Genomic DNA, 17,465 nt, shown 5'->3' with positions numbered 1-17,465 from the left:
AGGGCCCCGGAGCTCCTCCATTCTTGACTCTGAACACGCATGAATCGGTGCTGCCAATCACCGTTCGGCTTTCGAGGTTGCCGAATTAGTTGGCACATTCTTGAAGAACTGTGCAGTTTGCTTAACAGAAAAGGAAATGTTGGGGAAGACTGTGAGCAAAAAACCGAGCCGCCGTCCTCACCTCTCCGTAGCCACGTCGCGGTTTCCCGGGCTATGTATCCTACTGACGGCCGTTTCCATTCTGGCGTTTCAGCCTGGCGGGCTCTTCAGATTCGTCTGGATCAAAATCACGATAATGATTCTCGCCGTTCTTTTTGGCGTTCTTTCGCCAGCGGGCGCCCGGGTCCCGCGCTTGCTGGGGGTCCTGGTGTTCTCCCTTGCGCTGTGGGTGCTCCTCGCCATGTCGCTGTCGGGCAACCCTTGGCCCAGTCTCGTCGGACGCTGGCCACGGTATGAGGGCCTTCTGACACTCGGGTTGTACTTAGCCATTTTCGTAGTTGGTGCCAAACTGCTGGGCGGGAGCGGGTCTCTTCCTCGATGGAAGGTCCTGCGCCTTTCGCTGGCGGCCGTGTCCCTTCCGCTGCTTGTGGTCTCGCTCTTGGAATCCATTGGTCTGCGCCCTTTAGGCGGCGGTTTGGATGACCGGCCGGGAGCAACCCTGGGCAACGCAACGGATCAGGGACTCGTTGGATTGATCATCGCGGGGGTTCTATCTTCCCAGTCTTCCGCTGAAGAGGGTTGGCAAATGTGGCTGCGGCGCGCAGGGCTGGCCGCCGGCGCGTCGGTTGCCATCCTCTCCGGATCACGAGCAGCTCTTTTCGGGCTGGCGATGGTTTCGTTGTATGTCGCCATCCTGTGGATGCGAAGCCGAAACTGGTCCGGATTTAGGACTGTGTTGGGGGCCGGAGCGGTTACTGCCGGGTTTGCCCTTGCTGTATTCATCGTCCCAGCCACGAGGGAACGGCTGCTCTCAGCCGGAACCGTGGACGGGCGCCTGCTCCTGTGGGATAGGAGCCTGGCCTTGATAGCCGACCATCCGCTATCCGGGGTTGGCCCCAGTAGCTTCGTCGACGCTTTGCCGGCTTACCTGAATGATGACTGGGCCCGAAGAGTTGGCGATACCTTCCCGACCGACTCTCCGCACAACTGGATCCTGCAGGCTTTGGCCGCGGGCGGCTTTCCCTTGCTTCTACTCGCTCTGACCTGCGCGGGGACCGCTGTTTGGTTGGTCCGAAAGCGTCTAGTGGAGACCCAGAACCCGGAGCTCAAGCGGTACCTGATTCTAACGGGCGTTGCCATATTGGCTTACTGGATTGCGCTCCTGACGCATTTCACTTCCATAGGCACCACTGCGCTGGTGGCATTGCTGTGCGGTGGCCTGGTGGGGCGAGACAGCGTTCCGACTACTTCCACCGTTGTCAGTCCACCAGCTATTGCGTCGATAACAAGGTTCGGCCCCCTGCTTCCGCGTGTCGGAGGGCTCGTCTTTGCCTGCGTCTGCCTGACGGTGGCGATTCCGGCCACTTTTGCCGAATGGTCAATGAGCTCTGGCGCCCAAGCAGCCCGAACAGGGGACCCTGAAGGGGCAGACAAGGCTTTTCAGCTGGGCCACAGCCTAAGGCCGTGGGACAGCGACACGGCACTCCTCGCGGCCCAGGCTTTTGCCGGGCCCGCAACAACTGGGGACGAGCTCTCAGCCCAGCACGCCGTTGAATGGGCGCGCCTGGCGCGCGAGGCTACTCCGCAGTCCCAAGAGGCCGGTCTTGCGCTTGCCATCGGGTACATCTACAGCGGCGAACTGGATGACGCAAAGGAAGTGCTCGACCAGTTGCTGGCGGAGGCGCCCTCATCGACCAATCTCTTTGTCCAACGTGGTGTGGCGAATTTCGGACTTGGACGCCCTTCCGAGAGCATTGAAGACCTTCAAAGGGCAGCGACACTCGATCCGACGCTAGACACGCCTTGGCGCATTCTCTCGGCGATTTACCAGCGCACGGGTGACGCGGGAGCCGCTCAGGCCGCGATGGAACGCGCCGAGTCACTGAGCCCCTAACGGTAGATCTGGTTAAGGGTGGGCGGGCACCAACCGCTGACTGAGCTCTGCCCGCCGACGAGAGCCGGGCAGGCAGGGCACGAACCGTCACATCAGATTGGACAACCTTACTGACAGATGTGTTCGTTTACTTGTCATTTGCCGCAAGTCTGCTGTCAAAACTAGTCGATAAACTGGACCGTCGATGACCCCATGACTGTGAGTCGATCAGATAGACCGTAGGTTAACCCTTTGTAACTACTGTGAAGTAGCCCTGCTGTGAGCAAGCCCTGAATGATATCGTCGTCCCTGGATAGACAGCTGGGATTTCGGAACGCTATTCCATGGGGGATCTGCATCCGCAACATCACATGAATATCGTAATTCGTCTCAGGGGGGACAATTGAAGAAGTCTATTGCAGCGCTTGCACTCGCAGGAATAATCGCACTGACTGGCACCGCTCCGGCCGTGGCCACCACCTACCCGGCGCCGGGCAACGAGCAGGGCACCGTTTCCGACGGCACCATCGCTGCCGGCGAATCCATCACTTTCGCCGGCACTGGCTACATCCCCGGTGAAACAATCAATGTTACGTTCGAGCGGACCGGCGGCAAGAAGGATTCGTCCGGCGAGCGGCCCGCTCCGTCTAGCTTCAGCGCTATTGCGGACGGCACGGGCGCTTTCTCCACGTCCATTACCTTCACGGATAGTGGTCGGTACACGATCAGCGCCGTCGGCGCCACGTCCGGCAACACGCGCTGGGCGGCCATCACTGTTAATGCCGGCAACGGCGGAGGAAAGGGCAGTTCCGGGTTCACTGGTGCTTCCAGCGTTACCGCCGTTGGCGCAACGGGCCAGGCCAACAACGCCGATTCCAGTCTGGTCCTATGGTCGCTGGTTGGCGGAGGCGCCCTGGCTGCCAGCGCCGCATCCGCAGCGGTGGTTCGCCGCCGCGCCAAGGGCAGGGCTTAGGCTCCAGCAAGTAAATACGTCTTCACGGGGGGCAGGTGTTTTCCGGGTAACGGGAAAGCACCTGCCCTTACCTTGACCGAAGTTGAAACGGTTCCTGAATTAAAAAGGGTAGACACGCTGAAAGCCACTAACTAATATACGTATATCAAATTTCGTAATTCACGCGAGGGTTTATAGGGTTTGCTCATGACTACACGGGGGAATATTGTGCGCAAAGCTGTAATTCCGGCGGCTGGACTGGGTACGCGATTCTTGCCTGCCACCAAAGCAATGCCGAAGGAGATGCTGCCGGTTGTGGACGCGCCGGCCATCCAGTACGTGGTCGAGGAAGCTGTAAATGCGGGGCTCAGCGACATCCTCATGATCACGGGCCAAAGCAAGCGGGCGCTGGAAGACCATTTCGACAGGACTCCGGCACTTGAACGGTCCTTGGAGCTTAAGGGCGACCAAGCGCGCTTGGATGCCGTCCAACACGCATCGGCGCTTGGGCCCATCCACTACGTTCGCCAGGGTGAACCAAAGGGCTTGGGTCATGCTGTGCTTTGCGCGCGCCAGCATGTGGGTGATGAACCATTTGCGGTTCTGCTTGGCGACGACCTTATTGATGAACGCGACGAACTCCTGACCACAATGATGGAAGTTCAACAGAAGACTGGCGGCTCGGTCGTGGCTCTGATGGAGGTGGAGCCGTCACAGATCAGTGCCTATGGCTGCGCCGATATCTCTTCCATTGACGGGGAAGGCTATGTCCGCGTCAATAGCTTGGTTGAGAAGCCCAAAGTGGAAGATGCGCCGTCGAACCTGGCGATTATTGGGCGCTATGTCCTTCACCCGGCTGTCTTCGACGTATTGGAGAACACTGGGCCCGGCCGTGGCGGAGAGATTCAGCTGACTGACGCCCTGCAAACTCTCGCCGCAGGGGAGGGCGAAGGCTCAGGTGTCTATGGCGTAGTCTTCCGCGGTCGGCGCTACGACACCGGAGACAAGCTCAGCTACCTGAAGGCCGTAATCACTCTGGCCTCTGAGCGCCCTGAATTCGGTGAGGATCTAAAGACTTGGATGAAGGGCTTCATCGGTTAGGAATTGCGCTGGGACTAGGCGAATTTTGTGCGGCTCCTCCGGGCAACCAACAGCACTGCTGCGATGCCAATGACAGTCCCAAGTGTGTTCATGACAACGTCAACCACGCTTGAAAAGCGGGCTGTAATGAACAGTAATTGCCCAAGCTCCATGCATGTGGAAACTATGATTCCAAGCCCAGCGATGACCCACCAGGCTCGTGTTGGGAAGGCCATAGCGGCAAAGATTCCGAGGGGAATGAACATAACTACGTTCGCCGAGGATTCCACCACGTGGTAGTCAAGCCAAGACGGTACGCCGTGCCGATGCAGAAAATTCAGCAAAGTCGCGAGCGTACCTTGGATAGGTTGGTCCACTGGAGAAGGCCAAAAACCAACAACAGCCAAGCCCCCCAAATATGCAACCAAAGCTATCCGCCAGGGGAGTGTGTTTTTCAATTGCACCTCAGGAAGTACGGATAAGTGCCCAAGCGCTGACGCTAGCGGCGGCAACTGCCAGCAGTGCCAAGAGAACGTATTGGGGAAATTCCTGGGGCAGTGTCGGTACCCGGTACGCCGGCAAACGTAGCTCGAAATGCCACCGTCGCCTACGCCAATGTCGCCCCATGGTCATATGAATACCACAGAAGCTCTTGGATCAGTAATACGGAAAGAGAAAAAGGGTGGCTTGTCGACGAAGCGATCTTCGTCGACAAGCCACCCTGAGTTTGAAGCGTTGTGCCTTAGGCAGCAGCCTCAGTGTTCTTGGCGCGGCGGCGGGCGACTACCACGGATGCAGTGCCGGCTGCCAACGCACTTGCGCCCACGAGGGACCACAGGATGAGACTGGAGTCAGCGCCAGTGTTTGCCAGCGGAACGCCGCCAGTGTTTGCAAGGCCCGTTCCCGTGCCGGAGTTGCCGCCAGTGTTGGAAAGGGCGGTGCCTCCGACTACCACGGTGACGGGACCAACAGTGTGGCCTGACGTGTTGCCCGTAGCCGTCAGTGCGTATGCACCCGGAGTGTCGATTGCAATTGGAGCTGCGAAAGCACCGTTTGCGTCAGCTACTGCGCCCAACGTCGAGGGTGCCAGCGGAATGCGACCTGAAACGGAGAGGCTACCTGCAGAAACACTGCCACCACTAGCTGCCGGGGTGCCTGTCGGCGTGACGGTGATGGTAATGCCTTCACCCGGAGTAAAACCGGTGCCACTAAAAGTAAATGCCTCACCCGGTGCCACCGATGCGTCGGAAACTGCAACGCTGGAGTTCGGTGCTGGGTAGTTGGTTGCGACGGCAGGAACTGCGCCGACAAGTGCAATGGAACCTGCAAGCGTAAGCGCTGCAAGAGATTTCTTCATGTGTCCCCCTGAGACCCGATTTGGTTACCACGTGTGATGTTGGAGATTTCCGAGACCCTGAGTGACCCTATGGCGAAATCTCATGTGTTGCCCAGATAAAACTTACCATTTCAGTGCCACTCGCAGCAAAGAAAATCCAGACGCGTTACAAAGGATTAACGAACTGGTCTTGTCCTATTCACAAGACGACGATGTTGGCGCGAGGATGACATCCTTGACTGGTTGTGTGGTGGGTGTGACAACTATTTCTGGGTCTGCATGCTGGACTATGTGCCCGAAAGTGAATTCAACACTACTGCTCTGCCCCGGGGAAAGCTTGATGGTAGTCGTGCCGACAGGACGCTGACCGTGGCGTTGTGCTGCGAAACTGATCTGTTCACCGTCTTTTACAACGGTGTCAACATTCGACTGCGCCGGTCCATATGTCACAACGTTGGTTTGTACCGATCCTGCGGGGATGCCGAAGGAGCCGCCACCCGTCACATACGAGGGAAGCGACGTTGCTGCGTCAGCGGGGGCGGTGTTGGTGCTCGTAACCTTTATCCTTACTTCGCGGTATCCATCTCGTGTGCAGTCCTTGACCACCTGAACCGTGCGTTTCACCCAGTAGTCCATCTTCGCGCCTGTGCCATCGTTAAAGTAGACGCCGAACCCTGCGGGCGAAACGCTGGAACCTGAGACGAGTCCCCCGATTGAATATTTGCCGATCGTGGATTGTTCGTCGGAACTTGTGGACCATAGCAGGATTCGACGTTCGCTCACGCCCTTGGAGATAGCTTGCATAAGATCTTTTGGATCGCTCTTTCCCGCCGAGATAGCGGAAAAAATCTCCTTTGCCGCACCCGCAAAGTAGGCATCCTGGAAACTGGGATCTTCAATGGACGCGTAGGCATCGGAGAGCAGAGTACGCACAACATTCCTTCCATCTAGCTCCGTTGGAAGGTTGTTGCCGATCTTCTGTATGGCAGGGTCAGCGATCTTCACCGGCCCTGTCGCTTCCAGGAGGAAGCTCAGGGCAACGGGATCGAGTGAAAGAACACCGTCCAGTCGCTCGCCAGTCTTTTTCTCCCACATGGCGTGAGCTGTTCGTGCAGTCGTTGCGAAGTCCGGAGTCAGGTTAACGTCTTGCATGAACTTGCCAACTCGAGCAGAGTAGATCGTCTTTTGTTCCGCATCGATGGCCAGAGGGGGCGTAAACGTACCCAGTGCGCTGGCGCTGGTTTGTGACTCCAAAGACAATTTACCCCCGGCCAGATGTAGAACGGCCAGTGCGCCTGGAATGCCCCCGGTGGCCCTGGATTCGGCATTATTCTGCATGAGCAAGAGATAATGTCGCGGAGCATCCGCTCCCAACATCGAGGGGGCTAGTTTGGTCGCATCCGCAGCGGAGTCGAGTTCCCTGCTTAGAGCCGCCAATTCTTCCCGGGCTTCAAGCAGGGGACTAGAGATCTGAGGTAGGAGATCTCGTGTCTCGATACTGTTCAGGCGACTGGAAGACTCGCGAATGGCATGGGCTGCTGCGCTAACGCGAGGTGCTGCAGCTCTAATGGGAGCTAGATCCATGCCTTCTGGTCCCGGGGCCAAGTCTTCCCAATTAAGTGACTGAAATGCATCCACCAGTGGCACCGCGCCCAGACGGGCAACATCATCTGCAGACATCGCCACTTCGCTCGCAGCTTGCAGGTTAGGTCCCACCCATGGCAAAACTGAGGCAGCTTTCCACACCGGATCACTGGCAGCGGAGCGCGCGGAGCCAGTGTGCTGGACAAGTGAGTCCACAGTTCCTGCTGCTTTAGCTGCATCGTTGGCCGCCATCTGGTTTTTGAGCGTCGGAAGTAGCGCAGTGGCAGCTTGGAGTTCCGTCTTGATTGTTGTGGCCTTTGATCCGAGCCAGAGGCTGACCCCGATAAATACGATCGCAACAAGCGACGTCCAGACGCCGACAAGTACGAGGCGTCGACGGAGCCGCCGTCTGGAACGGGATGGCTTGTGGGTTTTATCAACCGCCGTGGCGGCTGTGTTCGCGTCTCCGTTATTCACCAACTACGGCCGTCCTAGTCCGCGATAGTGCCAGCCTGCTGCCCGCCATTTTTCTGGGTCAAGGACGTTGCGGCCGTCCAGTATCCGAGGGGAGGCGACGGTGTTTCTCAACAGATGAGGGTCGAGCTCGCGGTATTCCTTCCACTCCGTCAATAGCAGCACTGCGTCCGCTTTGCTAGTTGCCGCCTCAGTATCCTCCACGTACTGGAGTTCAGGGAATCGCCGGACTGCATTGGCCAGGGGCCCTTTGGGTCAGTGACCGTAACCACTGCACCTTGCAGTTGGAGCTGCGCGGCGATGCTCAGGGCGGGCGAGTCACGAACGTCATCGCTCTCCGGTTTGAATGCTGCGCCCAGCACAGCGATGCGCTTTCCGAGCAGAGTATCCCCGCACAGCTCGCGGGTTAGCTCTACAACGCGGGTCCTGCGGCGCATATTGATAGCATCTACTTCCCTTAGGAAGGTCAGGGCTTGGTCGGCACCCAGTTCACCTGCGCGCGCCATGAATGCCCGGATGTCCTTTGGTAGGCAGCCGCCCCCGAACCCGATTCCGGCATTAAGGAACTTTCTGCCGATCCTGTCATCCATGCCAATAGCGTCGGCTAAGCGAGTGACGTCTGCCCCAGCCGCTTCACAGAGTTCTGCCATGGCGTTGATGAAGGAGATTTTTGTTGCCAGAAAAGAGTTCGCTGCCGTCTTAACGAGCTCGGCGGTAGGAAGGTCCGTGACAAGTCTTGGCGTGCCACTCGAGCGAGGTGTCGCGTAAACTGCGTCAAGGATCGCAACCGCAGGGTGATCTTCGGAGCCATCGGCAACACCATAAACAAAACGGTCAGGGTGAAGGGTGTCAGCAACGGCGTGCCCTTCCCGAAGGAACTCCGGGTTCCAGAGTACCTCCGTGCCCGGTTGGTATCCGGTGACCAACTCTGCCAGTCGAGCGGCGGTCCCAACCGGAACGGTGGACTTGCCCACGACTATGTCTCCGGGTGCCAGATAAGGAAGAAGCCCTTGCACGGCGGCGTCTACGTAAGTCATATCTGCGCCATTTTCCCCCTTCTTCTGGGGAGTGCCCACGCAGATGAAGTGGACCTCGCTGCCGGCGGCGGCTGCCATGTCGGTCGTGAACGACAGTCGTCCCGTTTCCTGAACATCCTCAAGGAGTGCCTCAAGCCCTGGCTCATAGAACGGGGCTGTGGCGGCCGAAAGGTCTGCGACTTTCCGATCGTCCACATCGATCCCTACAACCTCATGGCCCAATTTCGCCATGCAGGCCGCATGGACGGCGCCGAGGTAGCCGCACCCTATGACTGAAATACGCATATAACTGCCTTCCCGATGCCAATACTTTTGAGCGGCTCTTTGGCCACCGCACGATTTTTTAGATTGCGCCGCTGCTTGTGAAAACAGCCTTGAATGTTTTGAAGAGGATTACGACATCCCCCATGAGCGACCAGTTTTCAACGTAATAGAGATCAAGTCTGATGCTTTCCTCCCATGTGAGATTGGAGCGTCCACTGACTTGCCAAAGCCCGCTCATTCCCGGGCTGACGTACAGTCGCCGCTGAGCCGCATCATCATAGAGGGCCACTTCGCCGTGTCGCTGGGGGCCTCGGGCCGACCAGGCTCATGCTGCCCCCGATGACATTGAGCAATTGTGGCAATTCGTCAAGAGAGTATTTACGCAGAATTCTGCCGACAGGTGTAACGCGGGGGGTCGTTCTCCACCTTGAAAAGAGGCTTGTCCGCCGTGCCCTGGGCCTCAAGTAGCGACTGTAATTCGGCGTCCGCGTTGGGCTTCATGGATCGGAATTTGAGCATGTCGAACGTGGTGCCTCGAAGACCAATTCGTTCCTGGCGATAGAAGATGGGACCCGGTCCGCTGAGTCGAACTGAAATGGCAAGTGCCAGTAGCAGCGGGGACAAGAACACCAGAAGACACCCTGCAAGCGCAAGATCGAATGTTCTTTTGGCTACCCGCTTTCCACCTGTGAGTTTCGGTGTAGAAACGTGAATCAGTGGGAGCCCGGCAAGTGGCTGAGTATGGATCCGTGGACCTGCCACATCAGTTAGGGCGGGGGCCAGTATCATCCCGACATCGCGGGCGGAGAGTTCCCATCCCAGGCGTCGAAGATCTTGGGGGTGCATGTTAACTCCAGCAGAGATTGCTACCGCATCGACTCCACTGGTAGTGATGGCCGACAGTATTGAATCGAAATCGCTGTCTACTCCCGTTAGCGGAACATTCAGGTGAGCCACCTGCTCCGATCCCTCCGTGGCCCCGGGAACGTGGGCGGCAACAGGGAGGTATCCGGCCCTGAGGCGCGCTCTGTAAGGATCGAACCAGGTGCTGGGCGGAATGCGGCCCTCCTATGATCAAAACCCTGGACATGCTCCGGCCCCGCTGCCTCTCCAGACTCAAGTGCTGACGCACAAGCCATCGCGCGACGAGTAGGGCAATCGCGCCAGCTGGGAATGCCAGGCCCACATAGCCGCGGGCCGTATCAATCTTGAGCGCATAGGAGAAGATCGCCACGAAGCCGAATAACCAGGCTGAGGTTGCTATTACGCGTTTGTATTCCTCGCTTCCGGAGCCGAGAACCTTGGCTTCGCGAGTTCCCCAGATCTCAAGCATCAGCCACCAGACAACCGCTAAGACGGCTGACAGAAGAATGTAATCAGCGTCTCTTACATAAGAAGCGTTCCCACTCTCCTGTGCGTTTAAATCGCTGAATCCAAAACGAACGCCAAAGGCACCGATTACGGCCCATAAGATTACAGCGGCGTCGACAAACCTGAGGCGTCGAGCATACTTGCCACGCCACTCGAGTACTCGCCCCGTGGCCTGTTCGAGAGGTTTGGTCCCCGGCTTGGTCACTCTTCCCCCATCAAATTTGATTCGTCAAGCTCTAACGCGTCCGACGTTGTTTCTGTACCACTCGACAGTTGACCGAATGCCCGCGACCAAGTCGATGCTTGGGGTCCAACCGGACGAAGCCAGCTTCGAGACGTCCAATAGCTTTCGGGGCGTTCCGTCAGGTTTTGAACTGTCCCACTCGATCTCTCCTGTATAGCCAACTGCATCAGCCACAATGCTGGCGAGATCTTTGATGGTCACGTCCTGGCCTGTACCGACGTTAACTTGCTCCGGGCCATCGTAGTTTTCCATGAGATGAAGGCAAGCTGCCGCCATGTCGTCGACATGGAGGAATTCCCGACGAGGGGAGCCCGAGCCCCAATTTGTGACTGAAGGGGAGCCGGACGCTGCTGCCTCGTCATAACGACGGATCAGTGCTGGAAGAACGTGTGAGCCTGTTGGGGAAAAGTTGTCCTCTGGCCCATAGAGGTTAGTCGGCATGGCCGATATCCAGGGCAAACCGTATTGACGCCGAATGGCCTGCACATGCATGATTCCGGCAATTTTGGCTATCGCATATGCGTCATTTGTGGGCTCCAAATGACCAGTCAGCAGCGAATCCTCACGAATCGGCTGTTCGGCAAACTTCGGGTATATGCAGGAAGAACCCAGGAAGAGCAGTCTTTCGGTGCCATGTTCGCGGGCAGCATCCAGGACGTTGACTTGAATTCGGAGATTGTCGCTCAGGAAGTCCACGGGATATGTGTTATTGGCTAGGATGCCCCCTACTTTCGCGGCGGCCAGTATGACATAACGAGGTTTTTCCTCGGCAAAAAATGCAAAAACTGCTTCCCGGTCCTTCAGATCGAGTTCCGTCGAGGTTCGTCCTAGCAGGTTAGAGAAGCCCTCAGACTTGAGTCTGCGCCAGATTGCCGACCCAACCAAACCCCTGTGGGCCGGCAACATAGAAACGAGCATCACGTTCCAGCGCACCGGCTTGGAATCCCGTTGAATCAGCCACTAGTTCTTCCAAGTCTCAAGGTCCACGGCGTCGATCCAGCTATTTCCCACGTGTTTGAGCGCTTCAATATCGGCGTCAACCATAATGCGGGCGAGTTCGGGCGTGTGAACTGTCGCTTTCCACCCCAACTTCTCGTGTGCCTTAGATGCATCGCCGACGAGCGCGTCGACTTCAGTGGGACGAAGATAGCGTTCATCAAATCGCACGTGGTCTTCCCAGTTCAAGCCTGCATGTTCAAATGCGATTTGGAGGAAGTCTCGAACGGTATAGTTTCCGCCAGTTGCAAGCACAAAATCTTCGGGTTCGTCTACCTGCAACATGCGCCACATACCTTCGACGTATTCGGCCGCATAGCCCCAGTCACGCACAGCATCAAGATTGCCCATGTAAAGAAGATCTTGTTTTCCCGATTTGATGGCGGCTACTGCGCGCGTAATCTTTCGTGTCACGAACGTTTCGCCACGTCTGGGCGACTCATGGTTGAACAGAATTCCATTTACGGCGAACATGCCATAAGCCTCGCGGTAGTTCTTTGTGACCCAGTAGCTGTAGACCTTTGCTGCCCCATAGGGGGAACGCGGATAGAAAGGGGTGTCTTCGTTCTGAGGGGGTGGGGTTGCCCCGAACATCTCCGAAGATGAGGCCTGGTAGAACCTTGTCTCTATGCCTGCCATGCGGACAGCCTCAAGAAGTCGGATGGAGCCTACACCCGTCGTATTCCCGGTGTGCTCAGGTTCATCAAACGAAACTCGAACGTGTGATTGCGCTGCAAGGTTGTAGACCTCGTGCGGTTGGATTTCGGCCATTAGGGTCACCAGTCGTGCGCCATCACTGAGGTCGCCATAATGCAGGAAAAGCTTCGCGGCAGGATCATGGGGATCGACATACATGTGGTCAATCCTTGCGGTGTTAAAAGTCGAAGCCCGGCGAATCAGGCCGTGAACCTCGTATCCCTTCTTAAGAAGTAGTTCCGCCAGGTAGGAACCATCTTGGCCCGTAATGCCTGTGATGAGCGCGCGCTTTACCATTTTTCCCCCCACTTAAGGAATGTTGTGTTGATTGTTTCGGCCTAGCGGCTTCTGGTCGATACGAGGCTCGACAGGAACTCATCATAGTGTGCGATTGCAGTGTTCTCGGACAATGTGACTTCCCTGAATTTGAGACCATTAGCGGCCATGCTAGTTGTACGGTTAGGTTCTTTGGAAAGTTTTTCGATCTCTTCCACCAGTTTCTCCGGGCAAGCTGCGTCGACACGTACGCCTCCGCCAGAAGTTGCTATTTCGGTGGCTGTAACGCTTCCATCGTCAGTTGCTGCGACAACGGGAACGCCGGCATTGAAATATGATGTCAACTTGCTGGGAACGGCCATATCCTTGACGCCTGGAAGCTCGTTGACAAGAAGGAAGTCAGCCGCAGATAGCGCGACTTGAAATTCGTGGTCTGGAAGAGGATCAACGAAGTCGATTCGTCGCAATCCTGTGGCCATCACTTCCAGCTTCTTCCGCTGGTTTCCATCGCCCATCAGGACAAAGCGTAAGCGGCTGTTCTTCTCTTCTGCGATTCGAGCAGCGTCCACCACGTTCTCCAGGGCCTTGTTTCATGCCCATGTTGCCGGCATGTAGGACTACGACGTCGTCCGCAGCCCAATTGAGCCGGGCCCGCATTTCTTGCTGACCAGCTACTGGCCTGGCTGGCAGATGGGTCCAGTTACGAATTACCTGCACTTGCTCAGGGGAAACAGACAGCGAATCTATGATGAACGTTCGAAACCGTTCATGGATGGCGGCAACGCCGTCGGCCGCCTGCAGGATGGTCGATTCGAATTTGCCCATCACCTTGGCCAGCAGGCCGCCACCGGAACGTGTTTCCACGATGCCTCGACTGTAGATGTCCTGGACCCAAAGTCCGACGGCTGGTCGATTCGGCTTTAATCTGGCTCGGGCAATTGCCATGCCGCTGGAGAAGAGTGCAGGGCTGACAACAAGAACGGCGTCGGGATTCTCCCAACGGGCAAACATCACCCGCAGACCGAAACTCAGCTCCATGTGCATGCGGCTTGCAAGAGTGGGTTTGCGCGGTACATAGTGGCGGAGGCGCTTGACTCGGACTCCGTTTAAAACCTCGGTGTGTATCCAACCCCTGTATTCCGGATTGCGTCGCCAGCTTGGGTAGTGCGGGAATCCCGTCAGCACTGTAACTTCATGCCCTGACTCGGACAGCCCTTCGGCCAAACTGGTCGTGTAGGGTGCGTTACCGGTGGGCTCTGGAGAATAGTTCAGTCCGATGATGGTGACGCGAAGCTTGGAGTTGTTCACAGTCAAAGAATAGACTCAGTCTGTGACAGGTGTGTAAACAAGTCTAAATATTTGTTGGGGAGACGCTATGGAGCCATCAAAGCCAGGGCATACGAAGGCCGTTGTGGACGTACCCGTGATCGATCTGGGGAGTGCGCCGGGGGAGCGGTCTGCGTGGAACCGACCCAAAGCGTACATCTATTTGTGGGCCGTGGCTGAGCGTTTGTTTGTGACCAATTCCTGGCAGATCAGTTCGCGACTCCGATCCGCCGTCCTGCGTTATTTTGGTGCTGAGATCGGTACGAACGTCATTTTCAGACCTCGGACTCGCGTTTCCTTCCCATGGAATCTCAAGATCGGAGATAACTGCTGGATAGGCGAAGGTGCATGGTTCCACAATCAGAATATGGTAACAATAGGTGAGAATTCAGTGATCTCCCAAGATGTATTCATTACAACCGGCAGCCATGCGCACCGACACGACATGGCTCTGATCACCAGCCCCGTCACAATCGAAGATGGAGTCTGGGTTACATCGCGGTGCATCCTGCTGGGGGGTGCCAAATTGGGCCGCTCGGCCATCATCACTCCGAACACAGTTGTCCCAGCCATGACTACCGTCCCTCAGAACGCTGTATACGGAAATGCTAATGCTGCCACCGTTCTGGGTGTGCGCTTTGCCAATGAAAAGTGACCGAAGTTGACTCCAGCATCAAATCAGAAGCCCTTTGTTCTCTTCCTTGCCGTCCTACCAAAGTATCGACAATCGTGTATCGAACTCCTTGTGGGCGCCCTTAAAGATGATTTAGATATATATGTGTCCAGGAGCCACCTGGATTCAACGGTGAAAACAGGAATACCACCCTCATTTTATAAAGCGGTGCCAATGCTGCGACTTTGGAAGCGGAAGTTCTTCATCCAAGGCGGCGTGAATCCGACGATCGCACTCTCGCGGAACTTGGTTCTTGATCTGAATCCGAGAAGTCTTTCGGCATGGGGCCCCTGCTGTTGCTGCGTAAGCCGTTCACTACGAAACGCACCCTGGTTTGGGGGCACATCCATCCTCAGGCGGGCCCAGGCTCTCGGACCGCTCGATTGAGGCTAGCCATGCGCCGACTGGCGGATGGCACCATTTCTTATACCTATCGGGACCGCGCCAAGGCACTGGGTGATCTGCCGAACGCCCCGGTTTGGGTAGCGCCGAATTCACTGTATCTGCGTCACCGAATGGTTCCGGCAGAAGCACGAGCGTCGCAGCGCAACTCGGTTCTGTATGTAGGACGCTTCGAGCAAGCAAAGAAGGTGGACTTGCTGGTTCGTGGCTTCGCTCTTGCGGCCCGGTTACTTCCGGATATTCGGCTCACATTAGTGGGTGGGGGAAGTGAACAAGGCAGGATCGAGGCCCTCATCGCCGAGCTTGACCTGTCCTCGAGAGTAGATTTTCCTGGCTGGCTCGATGAACCTGAGCAGCTAATGCCCCATTACAGTGCCGCATTTACGACGACTTCGCCCGGATTTGCTGGCCTCGGCCTGACTCAAAGCCTAGGTTTCGGCGTTCCAATGATTGTTGCCCGAGACGAAAGGCATTCTCCTGAAATTGAACTCGCCGAGTCGGGTGGCGTGTCTTGGTTTGATTCGGATTCTCCCGAGTCTTTGGCAGAAGCAATAGCCGAGGCGTGGCGTAAACGCAGTGAACTTCCTAATCTCGCCATCAGTGAATTTACCAAGAATCGGTACTCAGCAGAGGCTATGTCTGACGGCCTCCGGGCGGCCCTCGAGGGCACGCCTCAGTCCCTTCCAAACTGAACGGAACATCATGATCAAGCTATCGACGAGGTCGGTGATACCGCGGCCATTAACGAGGGCAGTTCGCCGTTTGACCATCGCCCTGGCCACACGCGGAAATGTTACTCATGGTGATAATTTTCGCGTTGGTCGAGGGGCAATAATTTCTCCTCCCCATTGGCTAGAGATTGGTGCCGACGTTGCGATAGGACCTAGATCGATTGTTCAGGTCAACGGCAGGTTTGGTGATTTTGTGATGATTGGAATGCACGTTCAGATCATCGGGCGAAATGATCACGCTATGAACGAGGTGGGCGTGCCAATGATTCACTCCACATGGGTCGGGGACCGTGATGAAGACAATCTGGACCGCGTGGACATTGAAAATGACGCGTGGATCGGTGCCTCGGCTATCGTTTTGGGCGGCGTGACAGTGGGGGAGGGCGCCGTAGTGGGCGCGGGTTCAGTCGTGACAAAGGATGTAGAACCCTACTCGATCGTCGTAGGCAACCCTGCCAGAATGATCGGCAAGCGTTTCAGCGCTGCACAAGAGCAATTGCACCGATCGGCCATCGCTCGCGACTAATTAAGGGGGGCAGCCGAGCTGACGAAACGGCCGAAGACCGAAAGTCAGGATGCGGCTGGAATCTTAGTTGATACGTAGTCCTCAAGAACTGCGCCCGCTTCTGCCACCGCAGCGCTTAAAGCTTGGCGCTCATCTTCTTTCCGGTCAAGGAAGGAAAAATCCGGTGAGTCCAGGAGCAGGCTGTCATAGGGCACCCATGGGGTGAGTGTCGTCGCAATCTTGTTTTGGTTCGATTCGGAGAGAGCGACGGGGAAAGCGCTATGGGCTAGGCCGAAAAGCAATGAATGGAGTCGGTTGCTGACAACAGCATGGGCGCGGGCGTAGTAACTATCGATCAGTCGCTCCTGCTCCGAGTGAGTTCTGTCCGCCCAAGCGACGAAGTCTATGCCAAAGTGGCGAGCAAGATCGGCGTGCTGTGTTTCATCACGTTTTACTTGGGTGATGAGGACCGGTCGAAGGCCCCGTTTTCTACTTTCGAACACCAGCGAGGTCAAATGGTCCTGATTGATTGCCCGGTCGCTCCGGAACGACATTGCCAGAATGTCACGTTCCGGTACTAATGGTGAGCTGGTCGCCTCGGACTTCGACCGAAGGAATGCAAGGTCGGGCATAACGTCCAGTTTTCGACCCAGCACGACGCCGGATGCTATGTCCCGCATTGCGTAGCCTGTTGCCAGTGATCGGAGCCCTCGTTCGAGCTGAATGGCCATGCGGCCGCCGCCGCGAAGCGATCGACCGATGACGTTTAAAGTTCCGCCGCGCATTCGAACGACCGCGCAAAGTCCGAGGACACCTGCAGCCTTGAACAGGGCTTTCGGCGAGTCCATGAGGATATGGGGGCCGGGGGCATATGCCAAGTGTGCCAACCCTCGGACTGAGTTACGTAGAACTGCAATCTGGAAAGAAAGAGGATTGGAGACCAGAATGGAGCTTGCCGGCAAGTGGAATGCATCAACATATGCGGGAGGCATTGTCCCAATAAATACAATTAAATCGTAGCCGCGTTGAACGTACTGCTGGATCATCTGGCGACGGATTTCGATGTCCCCGAGGTTATCTGATTGTGCCGCAATGCTGATATGCAGGATGTTTCTCATTATTTCCTCAATGACAAATTATGCGTTCTTATTTGACCACACGAGTAGGCGTGCTGCAAGAATCAGGGATTGGAAAATGAAAGATGCGGCCAATCCCACGGCGGCACCAGTAGCGCCAAACTGGATAGCGCCGGCGGATGTCCCTATGAGGCAAAGAATAGTTGTACCAACCGCAGCCTTCGCCACGAACACCTGTTTACCTACACCTTGGAGGATGGAGCCGAATAGAGAAGCCCCAGCCGCAAATACAAGCCCTCCGATGGCAACCTGTATTGGCTGGACTGCGCCACTGTAGGCATTGCCAAGGAAGGTGAGGACAAGCCAGGGCGCGATGAATATGACTGCTGCGTACAAGATACTCAAGCCCA

16 protein-coding genes and 3 pseudogenes are annotated in these 17,465 nt (G+C 56.6%); 6 read left to right on the top strand and 13 right to left on the bottom strand.

The window, feature by feature from the left end; all coding sequences use genetic code 11:
- Nucleotides 1–295 precede the first annotated feature (295 nt).
- The 3 genes from LDP01_RS09025 to galU all read left to right on the top strand — a co-directional run bounded on the left by LDP01_RS09025 (nt 296) and on the right by galU (nt 4,085).
- A complete protein-coding gene (locus LDP01_RS09025) occupies nt 296–2,053 on the top strand; it encodes an O-antigen ligase family protein (protein WP_224088577.1) in 1,758 nt (585 codons plus the stop codon).
- 382 nt (nt 2,054–2,435) lie between these two features.
- Nucleotides 2,436–3,005 carry a hypothetical protein gene (locus LDP01_RS09020; RefSeq protein WP_224088575.1) on the top strand — a complete coding sequence of 190 codons (570 nt, stop codon included), beginning with the start codon at nt 2,436–2,438 and terminating at the stop codon, nt 3,003–3,005.
- A gap of 186 nt (nt 3,006–3,191) precedes the next feature.
- Nucleotides 3,192–4,085, top strand: coding sequence for a UTP--glucose-1-phosphate uridylyltransferase GalU (galU, locus tag LDP01_RS09015; protein WP_224088573.1), 894 nt, complete (start codon nt 3,192–3,194; stop codon nt 4,083–4,085).
- 14 nt (nt 4,086–4,099) lie between these two features.
- On the opposite strand, the gene LDP01_RS09010 is transcribed toward galU, so the two are convergent.
- The 12 genes and pseudogenes from LDP01_RS09010 to LDP01_RS08970 form a co-directional block, all read right to left on the bottom strand.
- Nucleotides 4,100–4,528, bottom strand: a complete 429-nt coding sequence (locus tag LDP01_RS09010) for a VanZ family protein (RefSeq protein WP_224088571.1) — start codon at nt 4,526–4,528, stop codon at nt 4,100–4,102.
- Between the two features lie 278 nt (nt 4,529–4,806).
- Nucleotides 4,807–5,421 carry an LPXTG cell wall anchor domain-containing protein gene (locus LDP01_RS09005; RefSeq protein WP_224088569.1) on the bottom strand — a complete coding sequence of 205 codons (615 nt, stop codon included), beginning with the start codon at nt 5,419–5,421 and terminating at the stop codon, nt 4,807–4,809.
- A gap of 174 nt (nt 5,422–5,595) precedes the next feature.
- On the bottom strand, nt 5,596–7,461 hold the full coding sequence (locus tag LDP01_RS09000) for a DUF4012 domain-containing protein (protein WP_224088567.1): 1,866 nt from the start codon (nt 7,459–7,461) through the stop codon (nt 5,596–5,598).
- Between the two features lie 3 nt (nt 7,462–7,464).
- Nucleotides 7,465–8,780: pseudogene (locus LDP01_RS08995) on the bottom strand (UDP-glucose dehydrogenase family protein).
- Nucleotides 8,781–8,838: 58 nt separating this feature from the next.
- The gene (locus tag LDP01_RS23710) at nt 8,839–8,997 is read right to left on the bottom strand and encodes a sugar transferase (RefSeq protein ID WP_346658925.1); all 159 of its coding nucleotides are present in this window, start codon (nt 8,995–8,997) and stop codon (nt 8,839–8,841) included.
- Between the two features lie 37 nt (nt 8,998–9,034).
- Nucleotides 9,035–9,223, bottom strand: a complete 189-nt coding sequence (locus tag LDP01_RS23705) for a sugar transferase (RefSeq protein ID WP_346658875.1) — start codon at nt 9,221–9,223, stop codon at nt 9,035–9,037.
- Nucleotides 9,138–9,548: a sugar transferase gene (locus LDP01_RS23700; RefSeq protein WP_346658924.1), complete on the bottom strand. Its 411-nt coding sequence runs from the start codon at nt 9,546–9,548 to the stop codon at nt 9,138–9,140. Before LDP01_RS23700 ends, LDP01_RS23705 begins: the two co-directional genes overlap by 86 nt.
- A 58-nt stretch (nt 9,549–9,606) precedes the next feature.
- A complete protein-coding gene (locus LDP01_RS23695; RefSeq protein ID WP_346658923.1) occupies nt 9,607–10,092 on the bottom strand; it encodes a Rossmann-fold NAD(P)-binding domain-containing protein in 486 nt (161 codons plus the stop codon).
- Between the two features lie 267 nt (nt 10,093–10,359).
- Nucleotides 10,360–11,335, bottom strand: a pseudogene (locus LDP01_RS08985) (GDP-L-fucose synthase family protein).
- Nucleotides 11,335–12,363, bottom strand: coding sequence for a GDP-mannose 4,6-dehydratase (gene gmd, locus LDP01_RS08980; RefSeq protein WP_224091137.1), 1,029 nt, complete (start codon nt 12,361–12,363; stop codon nt 11,335–11,337). The pseudogene LDP01_RS08985 and the gene gmd overlap by 1 nt, the downstream one beginning before the upstream one ends.
- A 41-nt stretch (nt 12,364–12,404) precedes the next feature.
- A complete protein-coding gene (locus LDP01_RS08975) occupies nt 12,405–12,896 on the bottom strand; it encodes a glycosyltransferase (protein WP_224091134.1) in 492 nt (163 codons plus the stop codon).
- On the bottom strand, nt 12,787–13,650 hold the full coding sequence (locus LDP01_RS08970; protein ID WP_224088564.1) for a glycosyltransferase family 4 protein: 864 nt from the start codon (nt 13,648–13,650) through the stop codon (nt 12,787–12,789). The genes LDP01_RS08975 and LDP01_RS08970 overlap by 110 nt, the downstream gene beginning before the upstream one ends.
- A gap of 208 nt (nt 13,651–13,858) precedes the next feature.
- On the opposite strand from LDP01_RS08970, the gene LDP01_RS08965 reads away from it, so the two are divergent.
- The 3 genes and pseudogenes from LDP01_RS08965 to LDP01_RS08955 all read left to right on the top strand — a co-directional run.
- Complete coding sequence (locus LDP01_RS08965; protein WP_224088563.1) at nt 13,859–14,323, top strand: DapH/DapD/GlmU-related protein; 465 nt, start codon at nt 13,859–13,861, stop codon at nt 14,321–14,323.
- A 413-nt stretch (nt 14,324–14,736) separates the two neighbouring features.
- A complete protein-coding gene (locus tag LDP01_RS08960) occupies nt 14,737–15,435 on the top strand; it encodes a glycosyltransferase family 4 protein (RefSeq protein WP_224088562.1) in 699 nt (232 codons plus the stop codon).
- 358 nt (nt 15,436–15,793) lie between these two features.
- Nucleotides 15,794–16,000, top strand: a pseudogene (locus LDP01_RS08955) (DapH/DapD/GlmU-related protein); the annotation flags it as partial.
- Between the two features lie 44 nt (nt 16,001–16,044).
- On the opposite strand, the gene LDP01_RS08950 reads toward LDP01_RS08955, so the two are convergent.
- Nucleotides 16,045–17,097 (bottom strand): polysaccharide pyruvyl transferase family protein, encoded by a 1,053-nt coding sequence (locus tag LDP01_RS08950; RefSeq protein WP_224088561.1) that lies wholly within the window; start codon nt 17,095–17,097, stop codon nt 16,045–16,047.
- Nucleotides 17,098–17,465 lie beyond the last annotated feature (368 nt).

The sequence above is a fragment of the Arthrobacter sp. StoSoilB13 genome, assembly GCF_019977255.1.
In the GTDB taxonomy this organism is placed as follows: domain Bacteria; phylum Actinomycetota; class Actinomycetes; order Actinomycetales; family Micrococcaceae; genus Arthrobacter.
Note: the sequence above shows the minus strand (reverse complement) of the source record. Positions and strands in the feature narration are given on the sequence as shown.